General features: G+C 67.7%; 17 protein-coding genes and 1 tRNA gene. 6 read left to right on the top strand and 12 right to left on the bottom strand.

Features of this window, described 5'->3' with window-relative positions; all coding sequences use genetic code 11:
- Positions 1–48: 48 nt before the first annotated feature.
- The 3 genes from AC1RRR_RS01765 to AC1RRR_RS01755 are packed head-to-tail and all read right to left on the bottom strand — an operon-like array spanning position 49 to position 3393.
- Positions 49–1050 (bottom strand): acyltransferase family protein, encoded by a 1002-nt coding sequence (locus AC1RRR_RS01765; RefSeq protein WP_492810042.1) that lies wholly within the window; start codon positions 1048–1050, stop codon positions 49–51.
- 28 nt (positions 1051–1078) lie between these two features.
- Positions 1079–2137 carry a class I SAM-dependent methyltransferase gene (locus tag AC1RRR_RS01760; protein WP_492810040.1) on the bottom strand — a complete coding sequence of 353 codons (1059 nt, stop codon included), beginning with the start codon at positions 2135–2137 and terminating at the stop codon, positions 1079–1081.
- A gap of 8 nt (positions 2138–2145) precedes the next feature.
- A complete protein-coding gene (locus AC1RRR_RS01755) occupies positions 2146–3393 on the bottom strand; it encodes a class I SAM-dependent RNA methyltransferase (RefSeq protein WP_492810038.1) in 1248 nt (415 codons plus the stop codon).
- Positions 3394–3560: 167 nt separating this feature from the next.
- On the opposite strand from AC1RRR_RS01755, the gene AC1RRR_RS01750 reads away from it, so the two are divergent.
- Positions 3561–4205: a hypothetical protein gene (locus AC1RRR_RS01750; protein WP_492810036.1), complete on the top strand. Its 645-nt coding sequence runs from the start codon at positions 3561–3563 to the stop codon at positions 4203–4205.
- Between the two features lie 61 nt (positions 4206–4266).
- On the opposite strand, the gene AC1RRR_RS01745 is transcribed toward AC1RRR_RS01750, so the two are convergent.
- The gene (locus tag AC1RRR_RS01745) at positions 4267–4998 is read right to left on the bottom strand and encodes a TlyA family RNA methyltransferase (protein ID WP_492810034.1); all 732 of its coding nucleotides are present in this window, start codon (positions 4996–4998) and stop codon (positions 4267–4269) included.
- A 158-nt stretch (positions 4999–5156) separates the two neighbouring features.
- Here AC1RRR_RS01745 and AC1RRR_RS01740 point away from each other — a divergent pair, with 158 nt between their 5' ends.
- The gene (locus AC1RRR_RS01740; RefSeq protein ID WP_492810032.1) at positions 5157–6644 is read left to right on the top strand and encodes an amidase; all 1488 of its coding nucleotides are present in this window, start codon (positions 5157–5159) and stop codon (positions 6642–6644) included.
- On the opposite strand, the gene AC1RRR_RS01735 is transcribed toward AC1RRR_RS01740, so the two are convergent.
- From AC1RRR_RS01735 to AC1RRR_RS01725, 3 genes are all read right to left on the bottom strand, one after another.
- The gene (locus AC1RRR_RS01735; protein WP_492810030.1) at positions 6641–6997 is read right to left on the bottom strand and encodes an iron chaperone; all 357 of its coding nucleotides are present in this window, start codon (positions 6995–6997) and stop codon (positions 6641–6643) included. The two genes, AC1RRR_RS01740 and AC1RRR_RS01735, sit on opposite strands and share 4 nt — an antisense overlap.
- A gap of 5 nt (positions 6998–7002) precedes the next feature.
- Positions 7003–8754: a class I adenylate-forming enzyme family protein gene (locus AC1RRR_RS01730; protein WP_492810028.1), complete on the bottom strand. Its 1752-nt coding sequence runs from the start codon at positions 8752–8754 to the stop codon at positions 7003–7005.
- 127 nt (positions 8755–8881) lie between these two features.
- Positions 8882–10285 (bottom strand): serine hydrolase, encoded by a 1404-nt coding sequence (locus tag AC1RRR_RS01725; protein ID WP_492810027.1) that lies wholly within the window; start codon positions 10283–10285, stop codon positions 8882–8884.
- An 87-nt stretch (positions 10286–10372) separates the two neighbouring features.
- Between AC1RRR_RS01725 and AC1RRR_RS01720 the strand changes: the two genes are divergently transcribed.
- Positions 10373–11026, top strand: coding sequence for an HAD-IA family hydrolase (locus AC1RRR_RS01720; RefSeq protein WP_492810025.1), 654 nt, complete (start codon positions 10373–10375; stop codon positions 11024–11026).
- Here AC1RRR_RS01720 and AC1RRR_RS01715 read toward each other — a convergent pair.
- The 4 genes from AC1RRR_RS01715 to AC1RRR_RS01700 form a co-directional block, all read right to left on the bottom strand.
- Positions 11023–13743, bottom strand: coding sequence for a valine--tRNA ligase (locus AC1RRR_RS01715; protein ID WP_492810024.1), 2721 nt, complete (start codon positions 13741–13743; stop codon positions 11023–11025). The genes AC1RRR_RS01720 and AC1RRR_RS01715 overlap by 4 nt on opposite strands.
- Before the next feature lie 124 nt (positions 13744–13867).
- Positions 13868–14404 (bottom strand): pole-organizing protein PopZ, encoded by a 537-nt coding sequence (popZ, locus tag AC1RRR_RS01710; protein WP_492810022.1) that lies wholly within the window; start codon positions 14402–14404, stop codon positions 13868–13870.
- Positions 14405–14535: 131 nt separating this feature from the next.
- Positions 14536–16017: a TolC family outer membrane protein gene (locus tag AC1RRR_RS01705; RefSeq protein ID WP_492810020.1), complete on the bottom strand. Its 1482-nt coding sequence runs from the start codon at positions 16015–16017 to the stop codon at positions 14536–14538.
- Between the two features lie 133 nt (positions 16018–16150).
- Complete coding sequence (locus AC1RRR_RS01700) at positions 16151–16723, bottom strand: protein-L-isoaspartate O-methyltransferase family protein (protein ID WP_492810018.1); 573 nt, start codon at positions 16721–16723, stop codon at positions 16151–16153.
- A gap of 296 nt (positions 16724–17019) precedes the next feature.
- Between AC1RRR_RS01700 and AC1RRR_RS01695 the strand changes: the two genes are divergently transcribed.
- The 3 genes from AC1RRR_RS01695 (at position 17020) to AC1RRR_RS01685 (ending at position 20558) form a co-directional block, all read left to right on the top strand.
- On the top strand, positions 17020–17199 hold the full coding sequence (locus AC1RRR_RS01695) for a hypothetical protein (protein WP_492810016.1): 180 nt from the start codon (positions 17020–17022) through the stop codon (positions 17197–17199).
- 101 nt (positions 17200–17300) lie between these two features.
- The gene (locus AC1RRR_RS01690) at positions 17301–18374 is read left to right on the top strand and encodes a glycosyltransferase family 4 protein (RefSeq protein WP_492810014.1); all 1074 of its coding nucleotides are present in this window, start codon (positions 17301–17303) and stop codon (positions 18372–18374) included.
- 21 nt (positions 18375–18395) lie between these two features.
- Positions 18396–20558, top strand: coding sequence for an amylo-alpha-1,6-glucosidase (locus AC1RRR_RS01685; protein WP_492810012.1), 2163 nt, complete (start codon positions 18396–18398; stop codon positions 20556–20558).
- Between the two features lie 30 nt (positions 20559–20588).
- Here the strand turns inward: AC1RRR_RS01685 and AC1RRR_RS01680 are convergent.
- Positions 20589–20663, bottom strand: a tRNA-Asn gene (locus AC1RRR_RS01680).
- Between the last annotated feature and the right edge of the window lie 232 nt (positions 20664–20895).

Below are 20895 nucleotides of genomic sequence, written 5' to 3'. Positions count from 1 at the left end.
CCTAGGACGGCGGACTATGCCCATATCCGACATCGCCTCGAGAATTTTTTAGAGACGCCTCAGCCGGCGGCGAACGGGCTCGTCGTAGAGCTTCAACACCGCCCAGGCGAAGACCAGGATCACCGGGATGGCGACCGCCGCGAAGCCCAGCGGATACCCTTTGCCGCCGATGGCCCGAAACAGCCGCAGCATCAGCTCCCAGCCCAGCCAGTGCAGGACGTAAAGCGGATATGAGATCACGCCCGAGACGCGGCAGAGCGCGCCCTGGAAACCCTCCGGATCCTGCCGTCCGGCCAGCACCATCAGCGGGAAGACCACGCTCACGCAGGCGAAGTCGTAGAGCCAGTTCAGCGGTGTCCACGGCAAGCACATCACCACGGCCAGCACGACCGCCAGCACCCAGGCCGGGACCGCCAGGCTCGTGAACGGCTGGACCCGATAGCAGCCCCAGCCCAACAGGAAGGCGAAGATCGTGCGTAGGAAACTGATCACGAAGGTGCCGCGATCCCAGCCGGTCAACACCCCGCCCATGCCGTGCGCGACATAGGCCATGACCGGGATCAGCAGCACGACCATCAGCACGTGGCCCATCACGCCCAGCCGCCGCAGCGGGAACCAGGCCGCGCCGACGACCAGCTCGAAGAACAGCGACCAGGCCGGCGGATTCAAAGGAAAAAGCGGCGAGAAGCCGGTGTCGTCCACCCACACGCGCGGGATCATCAGCAGGCCCAGGCCCAGCCATCCCGGCACGTGCTCGCGGTGCTGAATGATCACCGTCGCGCCGGCCAGCATGGTCACGGCGATCAGCGGCCACAGCCGCACCAGGCGCTGACGCATGAAGCCCAGCCAGCCGATCTCGCGTCGCCCATAGGCGTGGGCCAGGACGAAGCCCGACAGGCAGAAGAAGAAGTCGACGGCCAGATAGCCGTGCGCCACCACCCAAGGTCGACCGGTCCAGCTGCCGATGTGGTAGAGCATGACGCCGACCGCCGCGACGCCGCGCAGGCCGTCCAGCGTCTCGTATCGTCGCCCCGCTTCGTACGCTTGCAAACTGTCCGCCCCCGCGCCCCGCCCTTGCTTAGCCGACGGGTTTCTCCAGCAGCAAGGCCTTGGTCAGGAAGGCGCGGTCTTCGCCAACCACCCGAAGGCCGGCTTCGGAGAACAGGGCTACCAGATCGGTCTGCGCATAGCTGCCATAGTACGGCTCGTGGAAATAGACCGGGAAGGCTTCGAGCAGCCGGGCCAGATCCGGGGTGTCGGTCGGCTGCACCGAGTCGACGAAGACCAGCACGCCGCCAGGCTTGAGCACCCGGGCCAGGCTGGCCGCCACGACGGGTCGAACGCGCGGCGGCAATTCGTGGAAGAGATAGACGCAACTCACCGCGTCCAAAGAAGAATTCGCGAAAGGCAAAGCTTCTGCATTAGCTTTGACACCGCCCGCGCCCGTCCGCTTGCGAGCTTGGGCCAGATAGGCTTCCGACAGGTCCAGGCCGGCGATCGCCGCGCGGGGGAACGCCGCCTTCAGGTCCTTGAGGAACGCGCCCGAACCACACGCCACGTCGAGGATTTTCGCGTCGCGATGATCCCGGCCGCGCCAGTGCCTGGCCAGCAGCGACAGCCCCCGCCGACGCATCGCTCCGGCCGTGCCGGAGAACAGCGCCTCGACCTGGGCGTCGTAGCGCCGGGCGCTTTCTTCGGTGAACCAGCCGCCCGACTGATAGTGGAAGTTTTGGCGATAGTAATTTGGATAGGCTGAACTATTGACCGCGTCACGCACCTCGACGCCATCGCCTCGGCGACGGCGCTGGTCGACCTCGAAGGCGTCGGCGATGAAGTCAGCGGCCTCGCGCAGGGCGGCCGAGGGGCGGACCAGACCATCCTCGACGACGGGATAAAGCCCAGCGGCGACGTCGCGGGCGTCCTTCTCGAACGCCTCCAGATAGGCCTTCCGCAGGCTGCCCTTCACGGCCGGTGCGGACTTGGGTGAGAAGCTGCGGACCTGCTCGCCCTGAGTCGGCCGGGTCAGCGAGCGGGCCAGCGAACCGGTGGCCGTCCACCAGGCCGCCTTGACCATCGCCCTGGCGCGCTGGCTGGCGGCGTCGACCGTGAAAGCCGCCCTCGACCGACGTTCGTCCATGCCCGCTCCTAGCGCGTGAACACCCCGACCAGCTCAATATGCGGCGACCAGACGAACTGGTCCACGGGCAGCACCTTCTCCAGGCGGAAGCCGGCGTCGACCAGGATGCGGGCGTCCTTGGCGAAGGTCGCCGGATTGCACGAGACGCTGACCACCTTGGCGACCTTGGACTTGGCGATCTCGACCGTCTGCTCGGCGGCGCCCGCGCGTGGCGGGTCAATGAGGACCACGTCGGTCTTGGCCAGTTCGGTGCTGAGCACCGGACGTTTGACTAGGTCGCGGGCCTCGGCGTTGATCGGTTTCAGGCCCGGCGCGGCGCCGATCGCGGATTTCAAGGCGGCGACGGCCTGCGGGCTCATCTCGGCGGCGTGCACCGCCGCGACCTCGGCCAGGCGGAAGGTGAAGGTGCCAACGCCGCAATAGAGGTCAGCGATGCGGCTGGCGCCCTGGGACTCCGCCACGGCGAACTCGACCATGGCCCGCTCGGCGGCCGGCACGGCCTGCAGGAAGCTGCCCGGCGGTAGAGCCACCACGGCGGGGCCCAGCTTCACCATCGGCTGGCGCGCGCCATAGACGGTCTCGCCGGCCAGGGTGACGCGAGCGAAGTCGCCGTCGCTGGCCGCCATGGCCGCGCGCATGCGGGCGTCGGCCGACAGGCCCCCACTCTTGCGCTCGACGCCGGTGACGTCGATGTCCAGGCCCGTGGCGGTCAGGGTCACGTGCAAAGTCGGAGCCGACTTCGGGTGCTCCAGGAACGGCTCGGCCAGGCGCGCGAGGGCCGGCAGAGCCGCGATCAGGCGCGGGTCAGTGACCGGACACTCGGTGAGCGGCACCAGGTTCCAGGAGCGGCGCTCCTTGAAGCCCAGCAGCGCCCCCTGCCCCTTGCTGCCCCGTCGAGCGTGCAGCGCCACGCGGCGACGCGAAGCCGGCGGCGCGGCGAAGGCCGGCAGGATTTCGGTCTCCAGACCTTCCATCGACAGCTGCACACGGACCTGCTCGGCCTTCCAGCCGAGGTAGGGCGCGGCTGCCCAGTGCTGCAGGGCGCAGCCGCCGCAATGGCCAAAGTGCTTGCACGGCGCGGCGACACGCTCGGCGCTGGCCTTCACGATTTCGGCGACCTCGCCGCGTGCGCCCTCCATCTTGGCCAGGATCGTTTCGCCCGGCAGGGTCAGGGGCACGAAGGCCGGCTTGCCGTCGGCAAAGCGGGCGAGACCGTCGCCCTGGGCGCCGATGGCGTTGATCATCAGTTCTTGCATCTGCCGTCCATACCCCAAAACCGGGGCTTGAGCGCGGCCTTCGGACGATTTTCTGTTCGGTGAAGAAAGCTGTCAGCCGCCATTCATCTTGGCCGTCGCATACCTAGATCAACGGATGGGCGTGGCGGTCACAAAAAGGCCGCCCCTTAAATAGACAAGCTTCTCTCATGACCATGACCGCCTCCAAGAGCAGGACCTCCAAGATGAAGACCGTTCTGGGCGTCACCGCCGCCCTCGTCTGTGGCGTGCTGACGCCGACCCTGGCCTCGGCGCAAGCCTATGGCACGACGCCCTATGGCGGCGGCGCCTACAGCCAAGGCTACTACGATCCTTGCCAGCGCTCGACGACGCAGCGCGGCACGGGCGGCGGTCTGGCTGGCGCGGCCATCGGTGCGGGCATCGGCGGCGGCGTCGCCGCGCGCGGCGCCAAGACCGAGGGCGCGGTCCTGGGCGGCCTGCTGGGCGCGGTGATCGGCTCGAACATCGGCAAGAACTCGGCCGCCTGCACCTCGGGTCGCGCTCCGCCCCCGCCGCCTCCCCCGCCGGCCGCCTACAACGACTCGTACGACTACGACCGCGGCTACCGCTCCAGCTCGTATGAAGACGCCCGCCGCGACGCCGATCGCGACAGCTACTACGAGCGTTCGTACGAGCGTCGCGAAGGCTATCGGGTGAACGACCGCAGCGGCCAGGCCGACGTCAACGGCTGCACCCTGGCCGAGAGCCCGATCTACCTGCCGGACGGCCGCACCCAGAAGCGCTTCGTGCGCGTCTGCCCGGACGCCAACGGCAAGTACCAGGTCGTCGACTAGGTCCCGACCTTTCTTGTGGAAGACGGATCGGCCGCCCCTAATCGGGCGGCCGTTTTCGTTTCTACCGCTTGATCGCCCAGACCAGGCGCTCGACCTGGCCGTCACCGCCGGTGATCGGGCTCTCGGTCAGGCCCTTCACCGACCAGCCCGAGCTTTCCAGGAACTCGACCACCTCGCGCTCGACGCGGGCGATGATCTCGGGGTCCTTCACCAGACCGCCCTTGCCGACGAAGTCGCGGCCGGCCTCGAACTGCGGCTTGATCAGCGCAACGAGGTCCGCGCCCTGCTCGGCCAGACCCAAGGCCGCCGGCAGGGCCTTGGTCAGGGCGATGAAGCTGACGTCGCTGACCACCAGGGTCGGCGCGGTCGGGATCACATCCTCGTCCAGCGCCCGGGCGTCGACGCCGGACAGGTCGACGACACGCGGATCGTCCCTGAGCTTGGCGTGCAGCTGATCGCGGCCGACATCGACCGCGAACACCGTCTCCGCTCCACGCGACAGCAGCACCTCGGTGAAGCCGCCCGTCGACGCGCCAACGTCCAGCGCCACCCGCCCCTCGACCGCGACCGGCCACAAGTCCAGCGCGTGGATCAATTTCAGTGCGCCGCGCCCGACCCACGGATGGGCGGCTTGAGCGACGATCTCCGCGTCCGAGTCGAAGGTATCGGCGGGCTTGGTGATCACTTTGCCATTGACCGTGACCAGCCCAGCCTCGACGGCCGCACGGGCCTTGGCGCGGCTGTCGACGACGCCCCGCTCGACGAGCAACAGATCGATACGCTTGCGGGCCACGCGGCCTCCTCGAAAGTTCAAACCGCCGTCTAGCACGGGGTTGCGGCGCAGGTCTCTTCGGGATCAACTGAACAGCGATCACCGGCGCGCAAGACGCCGGCCAAAATACTTTTAGGTCTGAGCGTGGCGACGCCACGCTCGGGAGGGGGAAACAACCGATGCGATTCACTCGTCGTGGCCTCATGGCCGCATCCGCCGCCGTGGCGGCCGCATCCTCAGTGGAGGCAAAGCCCAAGACCATGTCCGCACCCGCGCCCTGGACTCCCGACGCCACCGAACTGGCCGGCCGCATCCGTCGCAAGGAGGTCAGCGCCGCCGAGGTGGTCGAGGACGCCATCCGCAAGGCCGAGGCCCTGCAGCCGCAGGTCGGCGCGATCGTCACCTCCGACTTCGACCGCGCCCTGGACAAGGCCAAGGCCGGCCAACTGTCAGGTCCGTTCGCGGGCGTGCCGTTCATGGTCAAGGACCTGGACCCCTATAAGGGCCTGCCCACCCGCAACGGCTCGCGCAGCGGCCTGCGCAGCCCGCCCGAGACCACCCAGACCCCGTATGTCGACGCCTTTGACGCCGCCGGCTTCGTGGTCATCGGCAAGTCGGCGACGCCGGAATACGGCTTCCTGCCGACCACCGAGCCGATGGGCTTCCAGCCCACGCGCAATCCCTGGAACACGGCGCACTCGTCGGGCGGTTCCTCGGGTGGCGCGGCGGCGGCCGTGGCTTCGGGCATGGTCCCGATCGCCCACGCTAGCGACGGCGGCGGCTCGATCCGCATCCCGGCTTCCAACTGCGGCCTGTTTGGCCTGAAGCCTTCGCGCGGCCGTATGCTGCAAGGCCGGCCCAGCACGCGTGGCCTCGACATCTCGGTCTCGCACGCCCTGAGCCACAGCGTTCGTGACTCAGCCGCCCTGTTCGCCGCCACCGAGCGCACGGGCGCTGATCAGGTGTTCAAGCCGGTGGGCGTGGTCACCGAGCCGCTCAAGAAGAAGCTGAAGGTCGGCCTGGTCATGCAGACCGGCACCGGCGTGACGCCCGGTCCCGAGGTGCAGGCCGCCGTCAACAACGCCGCCAAGCTGCTGGAAAGCCTGGGCCACAAGGTCGAGCCCACGACCTGGCCGATGGACGGCGGGCAGTTCGGCATGGACTTCACGGTGCTGTGGGCCAGCGGCGCGGCCGAGCTGGTCGCCGGGGTCGGCAAGGCCATGGGCCGCAAGCCCGACGCCAATGTGCTGGAGCCGTTCAGCCTGGGGATGGCCGAGCTGGTCGGACAGCTGCCGCCAGGCGCCCTGCCCGCCGCCATCGAGCGCTTGAACGCCGACACCAAGGCCTATGACGCCTGGCTGACGAAGTACGATGTCATCCTCTCGCCGGTGCTGGGCAAGCCGCCGGTCGAGTTGGGTTATGTCGCCGGCTGGGTTCCGTTCCAAGAGCTGCAGGCGCGGCTGCTGACCTATGTCGGCTACACCCCGCTGCACAACGTCGCCGGCGCGCCGTCGATGAGCGTGCCGCTGCACTGGACCGCCGACGGCCTGCCGGTGGGCGTCCAGATCGCCGGCCGCGCGGGCGGCGAGGCGCTGCTGTTCCAGCTGGCCTACCAGCTTGAAGCCGCCCAGCCTTGGGCGCACCGCAAGCCGCCGGTCAGCGCCTAGCCCTGCGTCCGATCGCGGACATGCTCCAGCATGTCCGCGATCAGCGCGAAGTCCATCTTGTCCGGCTTGCGCCAGCGGATGCAGCCCTTGCCGTGATCGATGCCGACCAGGCGCGCGTCGAAGGCGTCCATCGCGGTCTGTCCGACATAGAAGGCGATGTGCTGCTTCTGGCTATTGAAGGCGATCCACGGCAGCTTCGGCGGGCCGTAGGCCGGCATGCCGAAGGCCATCAGCTCGTGCTCGGCCCCGAAGGTCTGAAGGCAGAGCGCTCTGAGTTGGTCCAGCGCCGGGCGGCGCTCGGGCGCAACCTCCTGCATGAAGTCATCGACCGTCGCCGCCTTCGACTGGACCATCTCGGTTACCCCTCGACGAACACCTTCTTGAGTTCGTTCTTCATGATCTTGCCATTGGCGTTGCGCGGCAAGGTCTCGGGCCAGAACACCACCTTCACCGGCACCTTGAAGGCCGCAAGGCGATCAGCGACGAAGGCGCGCAGCTCGGCCTCGGTGGCTTCCGCGCCGGGCTTGAGGGTCACGACCGCCGCCGGCTCTTCGCCCAGGGTCTTGTGCGGGATGCCGACCAGGGCCGCGTCCATCACCGCCGGGTGGTCGTAGAGACAGTTCTCGACCTCGATGCAGTAGATGTTCTCGCCGCCGCGGATCAGCATGTCCTTGGCGCGGTCGATGATGAAGCAGAAGCCTTCGGCGTCCAGGCGCGCCAGGTCGCCCGTGCGCACCCAGCCGTCGACGAAGGTGTCGGCGCTGGCCTCGGGCTTGTTCCAGTAGCCGCGCACGACCTGCGGGCCTTTGCACCACAGCTCGCCGACGTCGCCGATCGGCAATTCGCGGTACGGGGCCTCGACGGTCATGATCTTGAGGTCCGTCACCGGCACGGCGGGGCCGCAGCTGTCGGGGCGGTTCTCGTAGTCCTCGGCTGAGTTGCTGGTCGCCGTCGCCGAGGTCTCGGTCATGCCCCAGCCGTTGCCGGGCGACGCCTTGGGCCAGATTTCTTTGATCTTGCGCACCAGCTCCGGAGCCGACGGCGCGCCGCCATAGGCCACGGCTTCGATCGAAGAGAGGTCGTACTTCTCGCGGTTGGGATGCTCGATGATCTGCCAAGCGATGGTCGGCACGCCGCCCATCTGGGTCAGGCGCTCGTCCTGGATCAGCTGCATGGCCTTGTCGGGATCCCACTTGCGGATCATGGCCAGCTTGGCGCCGCCGAACAGCGAGGGGTTCAGGACCGCGAAACAGCCCGTGGCGTGGAAGAACGGCACCGAGATCAGCGAACCCTTCTGCGGCAGGCTGGGATCGGGCTGGGGCGGCGCCTCGCCTCGGCGCAGGAAGCTGCGAGCGCCGGCGGCGGCGGCGGCGAAGATGTTGCTGTTGACGTTGCGATGGGTGCCGATGGCGCCCTTGGGCTTACCCGTGGTGCCCGAGGTGTAGAAGATCGTGGCGTCGTCATCGGGGGCGATGGCCACCGTCGGTAGCGGCTTCTCGTCCAGCTTGATCCAGTCGTTGGGGCAGCCGATCGCCTTCTCCAGGCGCTTCACATACGGGTGGGCGATCTCTTCCTTCGAGCGGCTGACATAGACGCGCTCCAGCGCCGGGCAGTGGTCGAAGTGTTCGGCCAGGCGCTCGAAGCGCTCGACGTCCACGATGGCGACCTTGGCCCCGGAATCGACCAGGCCGTATTCCAGCTCCGCGCCGGTCCACCAGGCGTTCAGCGGCGTGACGATCGCGCCGATCGACAGCGCGCCATAGAAGGCCACCGGCCATTCGGGCAGGTTGCGCATGACGATGGCGACGCGGTCGCCCTTCTGGATTCCGGCCGCTTCCAGCTCGGCGGCCATGTGGGTCACGGCGCGGTAGAAGGCCTCGAAGCTGACCCGCTCGTCCTCGTGGACCAGGAAGATCTTCTCGCCGTGCGAGCGGCCGAAGGCGACGGTGTCGCGCAGCGTGGGGGGAGCGTTCTTCCAGGTCCGGGTCTTCACGCCCCGGATCTCCACCTCCTCCATCTCGCCGGGCGTGCCGGGCGCGGTGATCAGCGCATAGGCCTGCTGGACGGACATCGCGGGCCACGGCGCGGGCTTGGAGGCGGCCTGGGTCATACGGAAACTCCCTCGGTATCGGTGTCGCGCCCTGTTTGATCGAGCACGTTCGACGACCAGAGAGCACAGCCGGAAGCGGGATGCAAACGTCCGTTTGACGCTAGGAGAACATTGATAAGTTACAACCCTAGCCGGGCGACTTTTTCAGCTTCTCCAGCCATTGGGCCGCGTTCTTGTTGGCGGGATCCAGGGCCAGCGATCGTTCGTAGGCGACGATCGCCGAGGCCGTGTCGCCATTGGCCGCATAGGCCTCGCCCAGGCTGTCGAAGGCGTTGCCGCTGGCCGGATAAAGATCGGCGGTCAGCTTCAACACCGCCAGGGCCGAGCGCGGCTTGCCGAAGCCCATAAGGCGATACCCCCAGTCGTTCAGCTCGTGCTCGTCGGCGGCGAAGCCGGGGTTGGCCTTGAGGAAAGCGGCGACGGTCGCGGCTGGGTCCGCCCTCTCCTGCCCCGTCAGCGCTTCGCGCAACGCGGCGACGCCTGTCAGGGTCATGCCGGGGATGAAGCCCTGGGCGATCTCGTCGACCAGATCCTCGGGCGTCGAGCCGGCCAGGTTGGTCAGGATGACCACGCCGGCCTTGTCGTCGGGATAGAGGTACATGGCCGAACGGCTGCCGCCGGTCATGGCCACGGCGCGGTGCGTCGGCCGTTCCATGACCAGCCAGCCCAGGCCCCACTGGCCCTTCTTGCCGTCGTTGAAGGCGACCGGGGTCCACATGCTCGCGCGCGCAGCGGGCTTCAGCAGCTTGCCGTCCTGCAGGGCGATCAGCCACTTGGCCATGTCGCCAGCGGTGCTGTTCATGCCCGCCGCGGCGCGGTGCAGGGCTGAGAAGATCTCGGTCCGCACGATCGGCTGGTCAGGCGTGGCCTTCCGATAGCCGTAGGAGGTCACCTTGTTCGGGTCCTGGTCGCGGGTGTCCCCGAAGCCGCTGTGGGCCATGCCTGCCAGGCTGAACTGCTCGCCGGCCAGGGTCGCATCGCGCGGGCGCCCGCGCAGGCCGTTGATGGCCATCTGCACCAGGGCGTAGTTGGTCTGGTTGTACTCGAACCGCTGGCCGGGCTGGAAGCGGATCGGCTTGGCCAGGGTCGCCGTCCAGGCGGCGTCGCCGTCACCGTCGTCGTCCTTGAAATCCGGCAAGCCGGAAGTGTGGCTCAGCAGGCGGCGCACCTCGATGCCGCGCCAAGCTTCCGGCAAGTCGGCGACATAGCTTCCGATCGGCTTGGTCAGGTCCAGCCGCCCGGCCTCGACCTCCCGCATGGCGGCCACACCGGTGAAGGCCTTGGTGATCGAGTTGATCGGGAAGACAGTTCCCGGCGTCACCGGCGTCTGCTTGGCGAGGTCGGCGACGCCATAGGCGCGGGACATGACGATCTTGCCGTCCTTGACGACGGCGATCTGGAGGCCAGGGATGTGCTGCTCGGCCATGGCCCGGCGGACGATCGCATCGGCGCGTTCGACCGGATCCGGCGCGGCCTGGACGCTGCCACCAGCCAAGCCCAGTATAAGCAATCCCAGACTCAGAACTCTCATCGCCGCACTCCCTCGTCGAGGGCGGCAAGAGAACAGCCTGGCCTGTCCCGGCCCAGTTAATCCTTGGTCATGAACCGGAGCGTAGCGTTGTCCCTGTCCCTGCTGTTCCCCGATCGCCAGTTCGCCGCCTTCCTGTTCGACATGGACGGCACGGTCCTGACCTCAATCGTCGCCAGCGAGCGAGTCTGGGGCGCCTGGGCGCGGAAACACGGCCTGGATGTCGAGGCGGTGTGCAAATGCATCCACGGCCGCCGCGCGGTCGAGACGGTGCGCAGCTTCAACATCCCCGATGTCGACGAGGACGCCGAGGTCCAATGGCTGATGAATGCTGAGATCGCCGACACGGACGGCATCGACGCCATCGAAGGCGCGGCCACCTTCCTGAACGCCCTGCCCGCCGACCGCTGGGCGGTCGTCACCTCGGCCCCGCGCGAGTTGGCCAAGGTCCGCCTAGCAGCGGCCGGCCTGCCCATCCCCGCCGTGCTGGTCACGGCCGAGGACGTCGAGCGCGGCAAGCCCGCGCCGGACTGCTTCCTGCTGGCGGCCCAACGCCTGGGCCATCCGATCGAAGACTGCCTGGTGTTCGAAGACGCCCCGTTCGGCATCGCCGCGGGCGAAGCGGCCGGGGCCAAGGTGGTGGTGATCACCGCCACCCACAGCCATCCGCTGGAGACACCGCATCCGGGCGTCTCCAGCTATGGTCTTCTCAAAGCTACGCCCGAAGGCGTGCTGAGCTTCTAGCCCACCGACTCCAGCCGGCTCAGCGCCGCCTCGAGCTTGGCCTTGGCGGCTTCGGCTTCGGCGAGGCGTTCGCGGTTTTCCTCGATGACCTCTTCCTTGGCGCGGGCCAGGAAGTCCGGATTGCCGAGCTTCTTGCCGACTTTCTCGATCTCGCCGACGTGGCCGGCGATTTCCTTGGTCAGGCGAGCCTTCTCGGCGGCCAGGTCGATGAAGTCTGCGATGCCGAGCGCGCCGGTGGCCTCGCCCATGACGATCGGAACCGAGCCGGCCGGGGCCGCATCGGCTTCACGCGCGCTGTCCAGGCGAGCCAGGGTCAGCAGCAGGTCGCGGTGACGGGCGATACGGGCCTTAGTCTCCGCGCTCGCGCCGACGATGCTGAGCGCCGGCTTGGCCGACGGCGGCACGTTCATCTCGGCGCGGATCGAGCGGATCTCGCCGACCGTACCGACCAGCCAGCCGATCTCGGCCTCGGCCTCCGCGTCGATCCAGCTTTCCGGCAGCTCGGGCCACTGGGCCGAGATCAGCATGCTGTCGCGGGCCGGACCGAACTCGGCGGTCTTTTCCCACAGCTCCTCGGTGATGAACGGCATCACCGGGTGCAGGAGCTTGAGGATCACGTCCAGCGCCCAGGCGGCGGTAGCGCGGGTCTCGGCCTTGGCCGCCGCGTCATCGCCGTTCAGGATCGGCTTGGCCAGCTCCAGGTACCAGTCGCAGAACACGTTCCAGACGAAGCGGTACAGGGCGCCGGCGGCCTCGTCGAACGCCGGGCCTTCCAGGGCCTTGGTGACCTCGGCCACGGTCTTGACCGTCTCGCCGCGGATCCACTTGTTGATCGGCTGCTGCACGGTCGCGGGATCGAAGCCCTCGACGCGGACGCACTCGTTCATCTGGGCGAAGCGCGAGGCGTTCCACAGCTTGGTGCCGAAGTTGCGATAGCCCTCGATGCGCTGCTTGCTGAGCTTGATGTCGCGCGCCTGGCCAGACATCGCCGTCATGGTGAAGCGCACCGCGTCGCAGCCCAGTTCGTCGATCAGGATCAGCGGATCCATCACGTTGCCCTTGGACTTGCTCATCTTGGCGCCCTTCTCGTCACGGACGAGGGCGTTGATGAACACCTGCTTGAACGGGGCCTCACCCATGAAGTGGATGCCCATCATCATCATCCGGGCGACCCAGAAGAAGATGATGTCGAAGCCGGTGACCAGGGTGCTGGTCGGGTAGAAGCGCGCGACGTCCGGGGTCTTTTCCGGCCAGCCCAGGGTCGAAAATGGCCACAGGGCCGAGCTGAACCAGGTGTCGAGGACGTCTTCGTCGCGCTTCAGCTCGACGTCGGCGCCGAACTGAGCCTTGGCGGCGGCATAGGCCTCCTCCTCGGTCTCCTCGACGAAGATCGAACCGTCCGGGCCGAACCAGGCCGGGATGCGGTGGCCCCACCAGAGCTGGCGCGAGACGCACCACGGCTCGATGTTGCGCAGCCATTCGAAGTAGGTCTTTTCCCAGTGCTTGGGCTCGAAGACCGTCTCGCCGGTCTCGACGGCCTTCAGGGCCGGCTGGGCCAAGGTCTTGGCGTCGACGTACCACTGGTCGGTCAGGAAAGGCTCGATGACCACGCCCGAACGGTCGCCGTGCGGGACCATGTGCTTGGTCTTCTCGATTTCCTTCAGCCAGCCCTCTTCCTCGGCGCGGGCGACGATCTCCTTGCGCGCGACGAAGCGGTCCTTGCCGACATACTCGGCCGGGACGCTGTCGTTCAGCTTGGCTTCCGGCGTCAGGATGTTGATCGCTTCCAGCCCCGCGCGCTTGCCGACGCCGAAGTCGTTGAAGTCGTGGGCCGGGGTGATCTTCACCGCGCCCGAGCCCTTGGTCGGGTCGGCGTAGTCGTCGGCGACGATCGGGATACGGCGGCCGACGATCGGCAGGGTCACGAACTTGCCGACCAGGCCCTTGTAGCGCTCGTCGTCGGGGTGAACCGCGACGCCGGTGTCGCCCAGCATGGTCTCGGGTCGCGTCGTCGCGACAACAATGTAGTCGCGGGTCTCGAACTCGGTCGCCTCGCCGTCGTCATCGAAGGCGATCGGATGCTGGTAGGTGACGCCGTCGGCCAGCGGATAGGCGAAGTGCCAATAGGCGCCGTCGACTTCCTTCTGCTCGACCTCGAGGTCGGAGATGGCGGTCTGGAACTGCGGGTCCCAGTTGACCAGGCGCTTGTCGCGATAAAGCAGGTTCTGCTTGTAGAGCTGGACGAACACCTTGCGGACGGCGGCTGACAGGCCTTCATCAAGGGTGAAGCGCTCACGCGACCAGTCGCACGAGGCGCCCAGGCGGCGCAGCTGGTTGGTGATGGTCCCGCCGCTCTCGGCCTTCCATTCCCAGACCTTGTCGACGAAGGCTTCCCGGCCCATGTCGCGGCGGCCGATGTTGCCGGCGGCGGCCAGCTGACGCTCGACCACCATCTGGGTAGCGATGCCCGCGTGGTCAGTGCCCGGCAGCCACAGGGCGGCCTTGCCGCGCATGCGGTGGAAGCGGGTCAGCACGTCCTGCAGCGTGTTGTTCAGCGCGTGGCCGATGTGCAAGCTGCCCGTCACGTTCGGCGGCGGGATCACGATGACGAACGGCTCGGCGTTCGGATCCTCGCTGGGCTTGAAGGCCCCGGAGGCCTCCCAGGCGGCGTACAGGCGGGGTTCGACGGATTTGGGATCGAAGGTCTTTTCGAGCATGGCGGGGGATATGCCATCTGCGGCCCGGTCGGGAAACCGGCGGGCCTGGGTTTTCTGACGGTTGGAAACGAAAAAAGGCGGCCGCCGGAGCGACCGCCTCGATTTTCCAGGTGCTGGAAGAAGCTTAGACGCCGCGACCGCGGGCGATCCGTTGCACTTCTTCCTCGACTTTGGTCTCGACGATGCGCGGCAGGTTCTGGTCCAGCCACTCTTTCAGCAGCGGGCGCAGCAGCTCGCGTACGACGTCTTCCAGGGTGCGAGCGTCCTTGGGCATCAGCAGGGCCGAGCTCAGGCTGCCGAAGGCGCTAGCGGCCGCCGAGGATGCGGTGGCGCCGACCAGGGTCTCGGCCACTTCGTCACGATCGAAGACCGGCGACGGCGCGGCCGGCGGCGGCGTGTACACCGGCTCCGGCTCGGGCTCCGGCGAATAGACGTCGATGTCGCCGACGGTTTCCAGCGGCTCGGGCTCGGGCTCCGGCGCGATCGGGTCGGTCAGCTCGAGGATATCATCCTCGATGACCGGCTCGGGCTCGGGCTCGGGCGGCGGAGGCGGAGCCGCCTCGGCCGCAGGCTCCGCCGGCGCGTCATCCTCCGAGATGATGCGTCGGATGGAGGCGAGGATCTCCTCCATCGTCGGTTCTTGAGAGCTCTGATCGGACATGATGCGGGGCCGTCGTAAAGAGGTACGAATCCTTGCGCGCTCTAGGACACGCTTCGCCGCGATGGTGCAGACTTACGCGTGTTAAGCAAGCGTAAGTCCGCGCCTGGGCGGAATCGACGCGGGCGCGAAACCTACTTAGAGGCAGGCTGCGACTTGGTCGAGGGCGCACCGACTTTATCGATCGCCTGAACCACCGGTTCCCACGGCACCCAGCCGGCGCTGTGCGTCACGCGGTCGTACGAGGTCTTGGGATCGTAGGCGGTCGCGCCCGAGGCCAGCTTGGTCACGTCCAGTTGGCCCATGGCCTGCAGCAGCGAGGTGCTGGCGACGTATTCGTCGCGGCGAGCCGTCACCAGGGCCAGTTCGGCGTTCGACAGTTCCAGCTGGGCGTTCAGCACGTCCAGCGTGGTGCGCAGGCCGACCTGCTGTTCCTGGCGCACGCCTTCGAAGGCGATGCGGGTCGCCCGCACCTGCTCTTCGTTGGAGCCCAGGTTGGCGCGGGTGGCCAACAAGGTGCTCCAGGCGGCCGAGACCTGCTGGATGACCTGACGCTTGGCGCCATCAACCGCCACGCGGGCGGCGTTCTCGCGCTCGCGGGCGGCGCGGACGTTCGAGGCGTTCAGGCCGCCGGTGAACAGCGGCACGCGGGCGGTCAGCGAACCGGCGATCTGGCGGTCGTACTGGCCAAACTGCTTGCCGTTGCCGTTGGCCTCGGCGGCGTCATAGCCCAGGCTGGCGCCGGCAGAGACGGTCGGCAGATAGGCCGACTTGGCCAGGGCCACGCGGGCCGTAGCGGCCTGCTCGGCATAGCGGGCGGCCAGCACGGCTGGATTGCTGCCCTCGGCGGCGTCGAAAGCCTGCTCGACCGAAACCGGCAGCACGCTGGCCAGCGACGGCTCGGGCGCCAGGTCGGTCGGGTTCTGGCCGACGATCTGGGCGTAGGTGGCGCGGGCGATGGCCAGGTTGCCCTGGGCCGACGACTGGCTGGCCTTGGCGGCGGCCAGGCGGGCCTGCGACTGGGCGACGTCGGTGCGGGTGATTTCGCCGACCTCGAAGCGGGCGTTCGATTCGTCGAGCTGGCGCGTCAGCACCGCGACGTTCTCGTTGGCGATGCGCAGGGTTTCCTGGCCGCGGCGCACGTCGACATAGGCGGCGACCACACTGGCCAGCACGCTCTGTTCGACGCGGCGCAGGTCTTCGCGACCGGCCAGCACGTCGGCCTCGGCGGCCGAGAGGTTGGCGGTCGCCTGCCCGCCCGTAAAGAGCGGCTGCGACAGCTGGATCTGGGCGCTGCTGGTGCCGACCTTGTTGACGTCCGAACCGGTGACCAGCACGCCGCCGACCAGGGTGGTGGACGGGTGCGCCAGGTCGGTGCGCGAGTTGGTCAGGCCAGCCGTGGCGTTGACCGTCGGGCGAAAGCCCGTGCGGGCCCGGACGACGCTCTCGTCGGTCGCGCGCTGGACGGCGCGCTGCTGCTGCAGCGTCGGATTGGTCTGATACGCCAGGGCGGCGGCGTCGGCCAGGGACTCGGCGTGAGCCGCTGAAAACACCCCGGCCATCAGGCCGGCGCTGCAAGCGGCGGCCAGCAATCCGGCCCGTCGACGGTTCGACATCAAGATTCTATCCCCAATCACGCGAAGATCGCGCCCTGCACAATATGATCGCGTGTAAGTCGGACCGCCAGCCGTCGCCAGTTAAGCTTTTTTCACGCAGACGTTGCGGCAGGCGGCCGGGGTGGTCGGCGATCTAGAAGCTGAACCCGGTCTCCGTCTCGAAGCCCGCCAGGACCGGCGGCGAGGCGTCGAACGCCTGGCGATGGCCCACGCCGTCTTCCGCACGCAGATAGATGGCCGCGCGACCCACCGGGCCGGTGCGCTCGATCACGCCCAGGCGACCGCCGGCGGCCAGGGCGTCCTGCCAGGCCTTCGGGGCCACGGCCACGGCGCCTTCGCAGATGATCACATCGTACGAGCCGGCCGGGACGCTCTTCAGGTCGTCGCCGTCCAGGCGGGTGACCGCCAGGCCCATCTTTTCCAGCACGGCGGCCGCGTACGGCGCGGCGATGGCCAGGGCCTTCTCGCCTTCGCGCGGCTTCAGGACTTGCAGCAGCTTGCCCACTTCGCGCGGGCGCAGCAGCCAGCGACCCGGCGCATATTCGATGTCGGCGTCGGCATAGGCCAGATAGGCCTTCGACGCCGGCACGACGGCTTCGCGCGCCACCACCCGCAAGGCGTCCTGCAGCGGCAGGTCGGTGACGTCGGCGGTGCGAATTTGGCTCTCGACCATGTTCAGCCGCGCGGCGGCGAAGTCGGTGCTCATGGAATCCCTCGAAGGACTGGACTTTCGAGCAGGCTTATAGGTCCGCGTCCGGCCGAAACGCAATGCGATCCGAGGCCGCGCTCGCCCGCCTATCGCCCCCTGACGGCCTTAAAAGCGTCATCGACTTCCCCTGGCATGCTGAAAAAAGACCAAAGGACGGTCATCAGAAGTAGTGACGGTCGATGTCACGGAACATCGATTGATCAAGTTCGACCTATGGTAAATAAGCAGCCTTAGGCGGCAAAGCCGCCGACGGGGGAGGAAGCCGGAACTGTAGGCTTCGTGGGGAAATTGCCATGTTGAGTGCGCCAGTTGTGATCGCGGGAGCGATCTGCGCCCTGATCGTCATCTATTTCCTGCCCCGTCTCGATGGCGTGGCCCGCAAGTTCTATGGCCGTTACCGCCGCCGCCAGCGCAACCAGCGGCAGGAGCGCGAGCGCCAGGAACAACTGGAACGACGCACCCAAGGCCAATAAGGCCGTAAAAGGGCAATCGGCGGAACCAAACACGACCGACGGAACTGATTTCTCGCGGACCAGTGCCGCGTTTCAGTTCCTCCCGTCCCCAAGGTCCGTCCATGAAGATCGCTCAGGTCACTCCTCTCTACGAGGCCGTCCCGCCGCGCCTGTATGGCGGCACAGAACGCGTCGTCGCCCACCTGACGGACGCCCTGGTCGACCTTGGCCATGAGGTCACGCTGTTCGCCAGCGCCGAGGCCCAGACCAAGGCCAAGCTCATCGCCGTCCGCGACCAGGCCATCCGCCTCGATCCCGCGCCGCTGAAGTCCGACCTGGCCGCCCACCTGGCCCAGATCGCCGAGGTCCGCGCCCTGGCCGACCAGTTCGACGTCGTCCACTTCCACACCGACATGGTGCAGTTCCCGTTCTTCGCCGACCGGGCCGATCGCACGATCACCACCCTGCATGGTCGCCTGGACCTCAAGGACCTGCCGGCGGTCTACAAGCGCTACCCGCAGTTTCCGCTGGTCTCGATCAGCGACGACCAGCGCCGTCCCCTGCCCTTCGCCAACTGGGCCGGCACCGTGCATCACGGCATGAATGCCGAGCTCTATACCTTCTCGGAAAAGAGCGAGGGCTACCTGGCGTTCCTGGGCCGCATCTCGCCCGAGAAGCGCCCCGACCGCGCGATCATGCTGGCCAAGCGCCTGGGCAAGAAGCTCAAGATCGCCGCCAAGGTCGACGCCGCCGACCGCGCCTATTTCGAGGACAAGATCGAACCGATGATCAACGGCGACCCGCTGATCGAATTCATCGGCGAGATCGGCGACCACCAGAAGTCGGACTTCCTGGGCGGGGCGGACGCCCTGCTCTTCCCGATCGACTGGCCCGAGCCCTTTGGCCTCGTGATGATCGAGGCCATGGCCTGCGGCACGCCCGTCGTCGCCTATCGCTGCGGCTCCGTGCCGGAAGTCATCGACGACGGCGTGACCGGCTTCATCGTCGACAATGACGATCAGGCGGCCGAAGCCATCATTCGTGCGTCGGCTCTGGATCGGAACCTCGTACGTCGGCGTTTCGACACAAGGTTCTCGTCCGAGGCGATGGCCCGACGCTACGTCGCGCTTTACGAAAAGCTATGCGACGGCGCCGCCGTCTACCCATCCCTCGTCGACTTGGCCGCCAGTGCTTAGAAACAGCTTTTAGGAGGGGCCATGGAGAATCTGGCGCCGGCGTTGGACGCCCCCGTCGACTACGGTGTGACGGCGGAGGTCCGCGCGCCACAGAATCTCTATGCCCTGAAGGACAAGGACACGTTCATTGTCGCCGATGAGTTCGGCGATATCGCCGGCCAGGGCGACGGGCTGTTCCACAACGACACCCGCATCCTGTCGTTCTACCGGATGACCTTGGGCGGTCGTCCCATGTCGTTGCTGTCAGCGGCCGTGGCGCACGACAACGTGTTCTTCACCTGCAACGGCACCAACCAGGCCCTGCCCTATCCGGGTGAGCGCATGGGGCCGCCGGGCGTCCTGCACATCGAGCGCAAGCGCTTCCTGTGGGGCGAGCGATTGTTCGAGCGCGTCCGCTTCGTCAACTACAGCCGCGACACCGTGCTGCTGCCGATGGCGATCGAGTTCGACGCCGACTTCCGCGACATGTTCGAGGTGCGCGGCAGCCATCGCGCCAAACGCGGCGTCAAAGGCCCGCCGCATGTCGACGGCCGCCGCGTGGCCTACAGCTATATCGGCCTGGACGGCGTCGAGCGCGCCTCGTTCATCGCCTTCTCGGACGCGCCCTATCGCCTGAGCGCGCACAAGGCCGAGTTCATGTTCTCGCTGCATGCCGAGGGCGAGACCGAGCTTTATATCGAGATCGGCGTCGTCGACGGCCACACGCCCAGCCGCGAGCGCTTCCGCGACGCCGCCGCCCGCGCCCGCTGGGACATGCGCTCGCGCCGCCGGCACGGCGCGCGGCTGAACAGCTCGGGCCGCCTGTTCAACGAGTGGCTGGGCAAGTCCCGCTCGGACCTGGCCTTGCTGACCACCAAGATGGAGACCGGGCCCTACCCCTATGCCGGCATCCCGTGGTTCTCGACCGCCTTCGGGCGCGACGCGATCATCACCGCCTGGCAGATCCTGTGGTTCGAACCCTCCCTGGCCAAGGGCGTGTTGCGCTACCTGGCCGCCCACCAGGCCACGGAGCGCTCGGCGTTCCGCGACAGCGCGCCCGGCAAGATCATGCACGAGACCCGCAAGGGCGAGATGCCGGCCATGGGCGAGGTGCCGTTCGGCCGCTATTACGGCGGGGTCGACACCACGCCGCTGTTCGTGGCCTTGGCCGGCGCCTACCAGCAGCGCACCGGCGACGACAAGCTGATCGACGAGCTGTGGCCAGCCCTGACCGCCGCGATGCACTGGATCGAGCACGACGGCGACAGCGACGGCGATGGCCTGATCGACTACGCCCGCGGCCAGGACAGCGGCCTGTCCAACCAGGGCTGGAAGGACAGCGAAGACAGCGTCTTCCACACCGACGGCCGCTATCCGTCCGGCCCCATCGCCCTCGTGGAGGTGCAGGGCTACGCTTTCGCCGCCTATCGCGGCATGGCTCGCCTGGCCGAGCGTCGCGGCGAGATCGGCCAGGCGACCATCTGGAAACAGAAGGCCGCCACGCTGCGCGAGAAGGTCGAGCAGCTCTTCTGGATGGAGGAGCGCGGCTTCTACGGCATCGCCGTCGACGGCCAGGGCCAGCTGTGTCGGCCGTTGTCGTCCAATCCCGGCCACCTGCTGTTCTGCGGCCTGCCCACGCCCGAACGGGCCCGCAAGGTCACCGACCAGTTGCTGTCGGCCCCGTTCAACTCCGGCTGGGGGCTACGGACGCTGGCGACGGGCGAAGCCCGCTTCAACCCGATCAGCTATCACAACGGCTCGGTCTGGCCCCACGACTCGGCGCTGTGCGTCATGGGCCTGTCGCGCTACGGCGAGCGTGACGGGGTGGTGAAGCTGACGGCCGACATGTTCGAAACCGCCAGCCGCATGGGCATGCGCCTGCCCGAGCTGTTCTGCGGCTTCCCGCGCTCGCCCGGCGAGCCGCCCGTGGCCTATCCGGTCGCCTGCCTGCCCCAGGCCTGGGCCGCCGGCTCGGTGTTCATGCTGCTGCAGGCGTGCTTGGGGATCAGCGTCGACGCCAATCGCGGCGAGATCGAGCTGGTCGACCCGCGCCTGCCCATCGGCATCGATCGCCTGCGCGTCGATCGCTTCCGGGTCGGCGACGAGACGGTCGACCTGACCTTCGAGCGCCAAGGCGACAAGATCTCGGTCCACGCCGATGGCGGCGTGCCGCTGACGATCCGATCGAGACCGTCCTGGGACTAATTTTTTGGGGAATCCCCGCCTGGGGAAGAGTGGCTCCGCGGGTAGGATTCGAACCTACGACCAGCCGGTTAACAGCCGGCTGCTCTACCACTGAGCTACCGCGGAACAGGTCGCTCTTTCAGAAGAGGCCGGGTGATAGCCGCCGACTCGAGTCGATGCAAGCGGCGATCATCGGCCTTGGACGAAACGCCGCGATGCACGAGGATGCGCGCCCGCGAGGGCGTTCAAACTCATAAAAAGTCTGGGAAATTCCTCGAGAAGAAGAGTGGCTCCGCGGGTAGGATTCGAACCTACGACCAGCCGGTTAACAGCCGGCTGCTCTACCACTGAGCTACCG

It is taken from the genome of Caulobacter sp. GW821-FHT12D05 (genome assembly GCF_058807295.1).
The sequence above is the reverse complement of the archived record's forward strand: the minus strand, read 5'-3'. Positions and strand labels throughout refer to the sequence as shown.

Bases quoted from the DNA above. Each gene is read 5' to 3' on its own strand.
- AC1RRR_RS01760 (WP_492810040.1), bottom strand. From the start codon at position 2,137: ATGGACGAACGTCGGTCGAGGGCGGCTTTCACGGTCGACGCCGCCAGC.
- AC1RRR_RS01755 (WP_492810038.1), bottom strand. From the start codon at position 3,393: ATGCAAGAACTGATGATCAACGCCATCGGCGCCCAGGGCGACGGTCTC.
- AC1RRR_RS01750 (WP_492810036.1), top strand. From the start codon at position 3,561: ATGACCATGACCGCCTCCAAGAGCAGGACCTCCAAGATGAAGACCGTT.
- AC1RRR_RS01740 (WP_492810032.1), top strand. From the start codon at position 5,157: ATGCGATTCACTCGTCGTGGCCTCATGGCCGCATCCGCCGCCGTGGCG.
- AC1RRR_RS01735 (WP_492810030.1), bottom strand. From the start codon at position 6,997: ATGGTCCAGTCGAAGGCGGCGACGGTCGATGACTTCATGCAGGAGGTT.
- AC1RRR_RS01730 (WP_492810028.1), bottom strand. From the start codon at position 8,754: ATGACCCAGGCCGCCTCCAAGCCCGCGCCGTGGCCCGCGATGTCCGTC.
- AC1RRR_RS01725 (WP_492810027.1), bottom strand. From the start codon at position 10,285: ATGAGAGTTCTGAGTCTGGGATTGCTTATACTGGGCTTGGCTGGTGGC.
- AC1RRR_RS01715 (WP_492810024.1), bottom strand. From the start codon at position 13,743: ATGCTCGAAAAGACCTTCGATCCCAAATCCGTCGAACCCCGCCTGTAC.
- popZ (WP_492810022.1), bottom strand. From the start codon at position 14,404: ATGTCCGATCAGAGCTCTCAAGAACCGACGATGGAGGAGATCCTCGCC.
- AC1RRR_RS01705 (WP_492810020.1), bottom strand. From the start codon at position 16,017: ATGTCGAACCGTCGACGGGCCGGATTGCTGGCCGCCGCTTGCAGCGCC.
- AC1RRR_RS01700 (WP_492810018.1), bottom strand. From the start codon at position 16,723: ATGAGCACCGACTTCGCCGCCGCGCGGCTGAACATGGTCGAGAGCCAA.
- AC1RRR_RS01695 (WP_492810016.1), top strand. From the start codon at position 17,020: ATGTTGAGTGCGCCAGTTGTGATCGCGGGAGCGATCTGCGCCCTGATC.
- AC1RRR_RS01690 (WP_492810014.1), top strand. From the start codon at position 17,301: ATGAAGATCGCTCAGGTCACTCCTCTCTACGAGGCCGTCCCGCCGCGC.
- AC1RRR_RS01685 (WP_492810012.1), top strand. From the start codon at position 18,396: ATGGAGAATCTGGCGCCGGCGTTGGACGCCCCCGTCGACTACGGTGTG.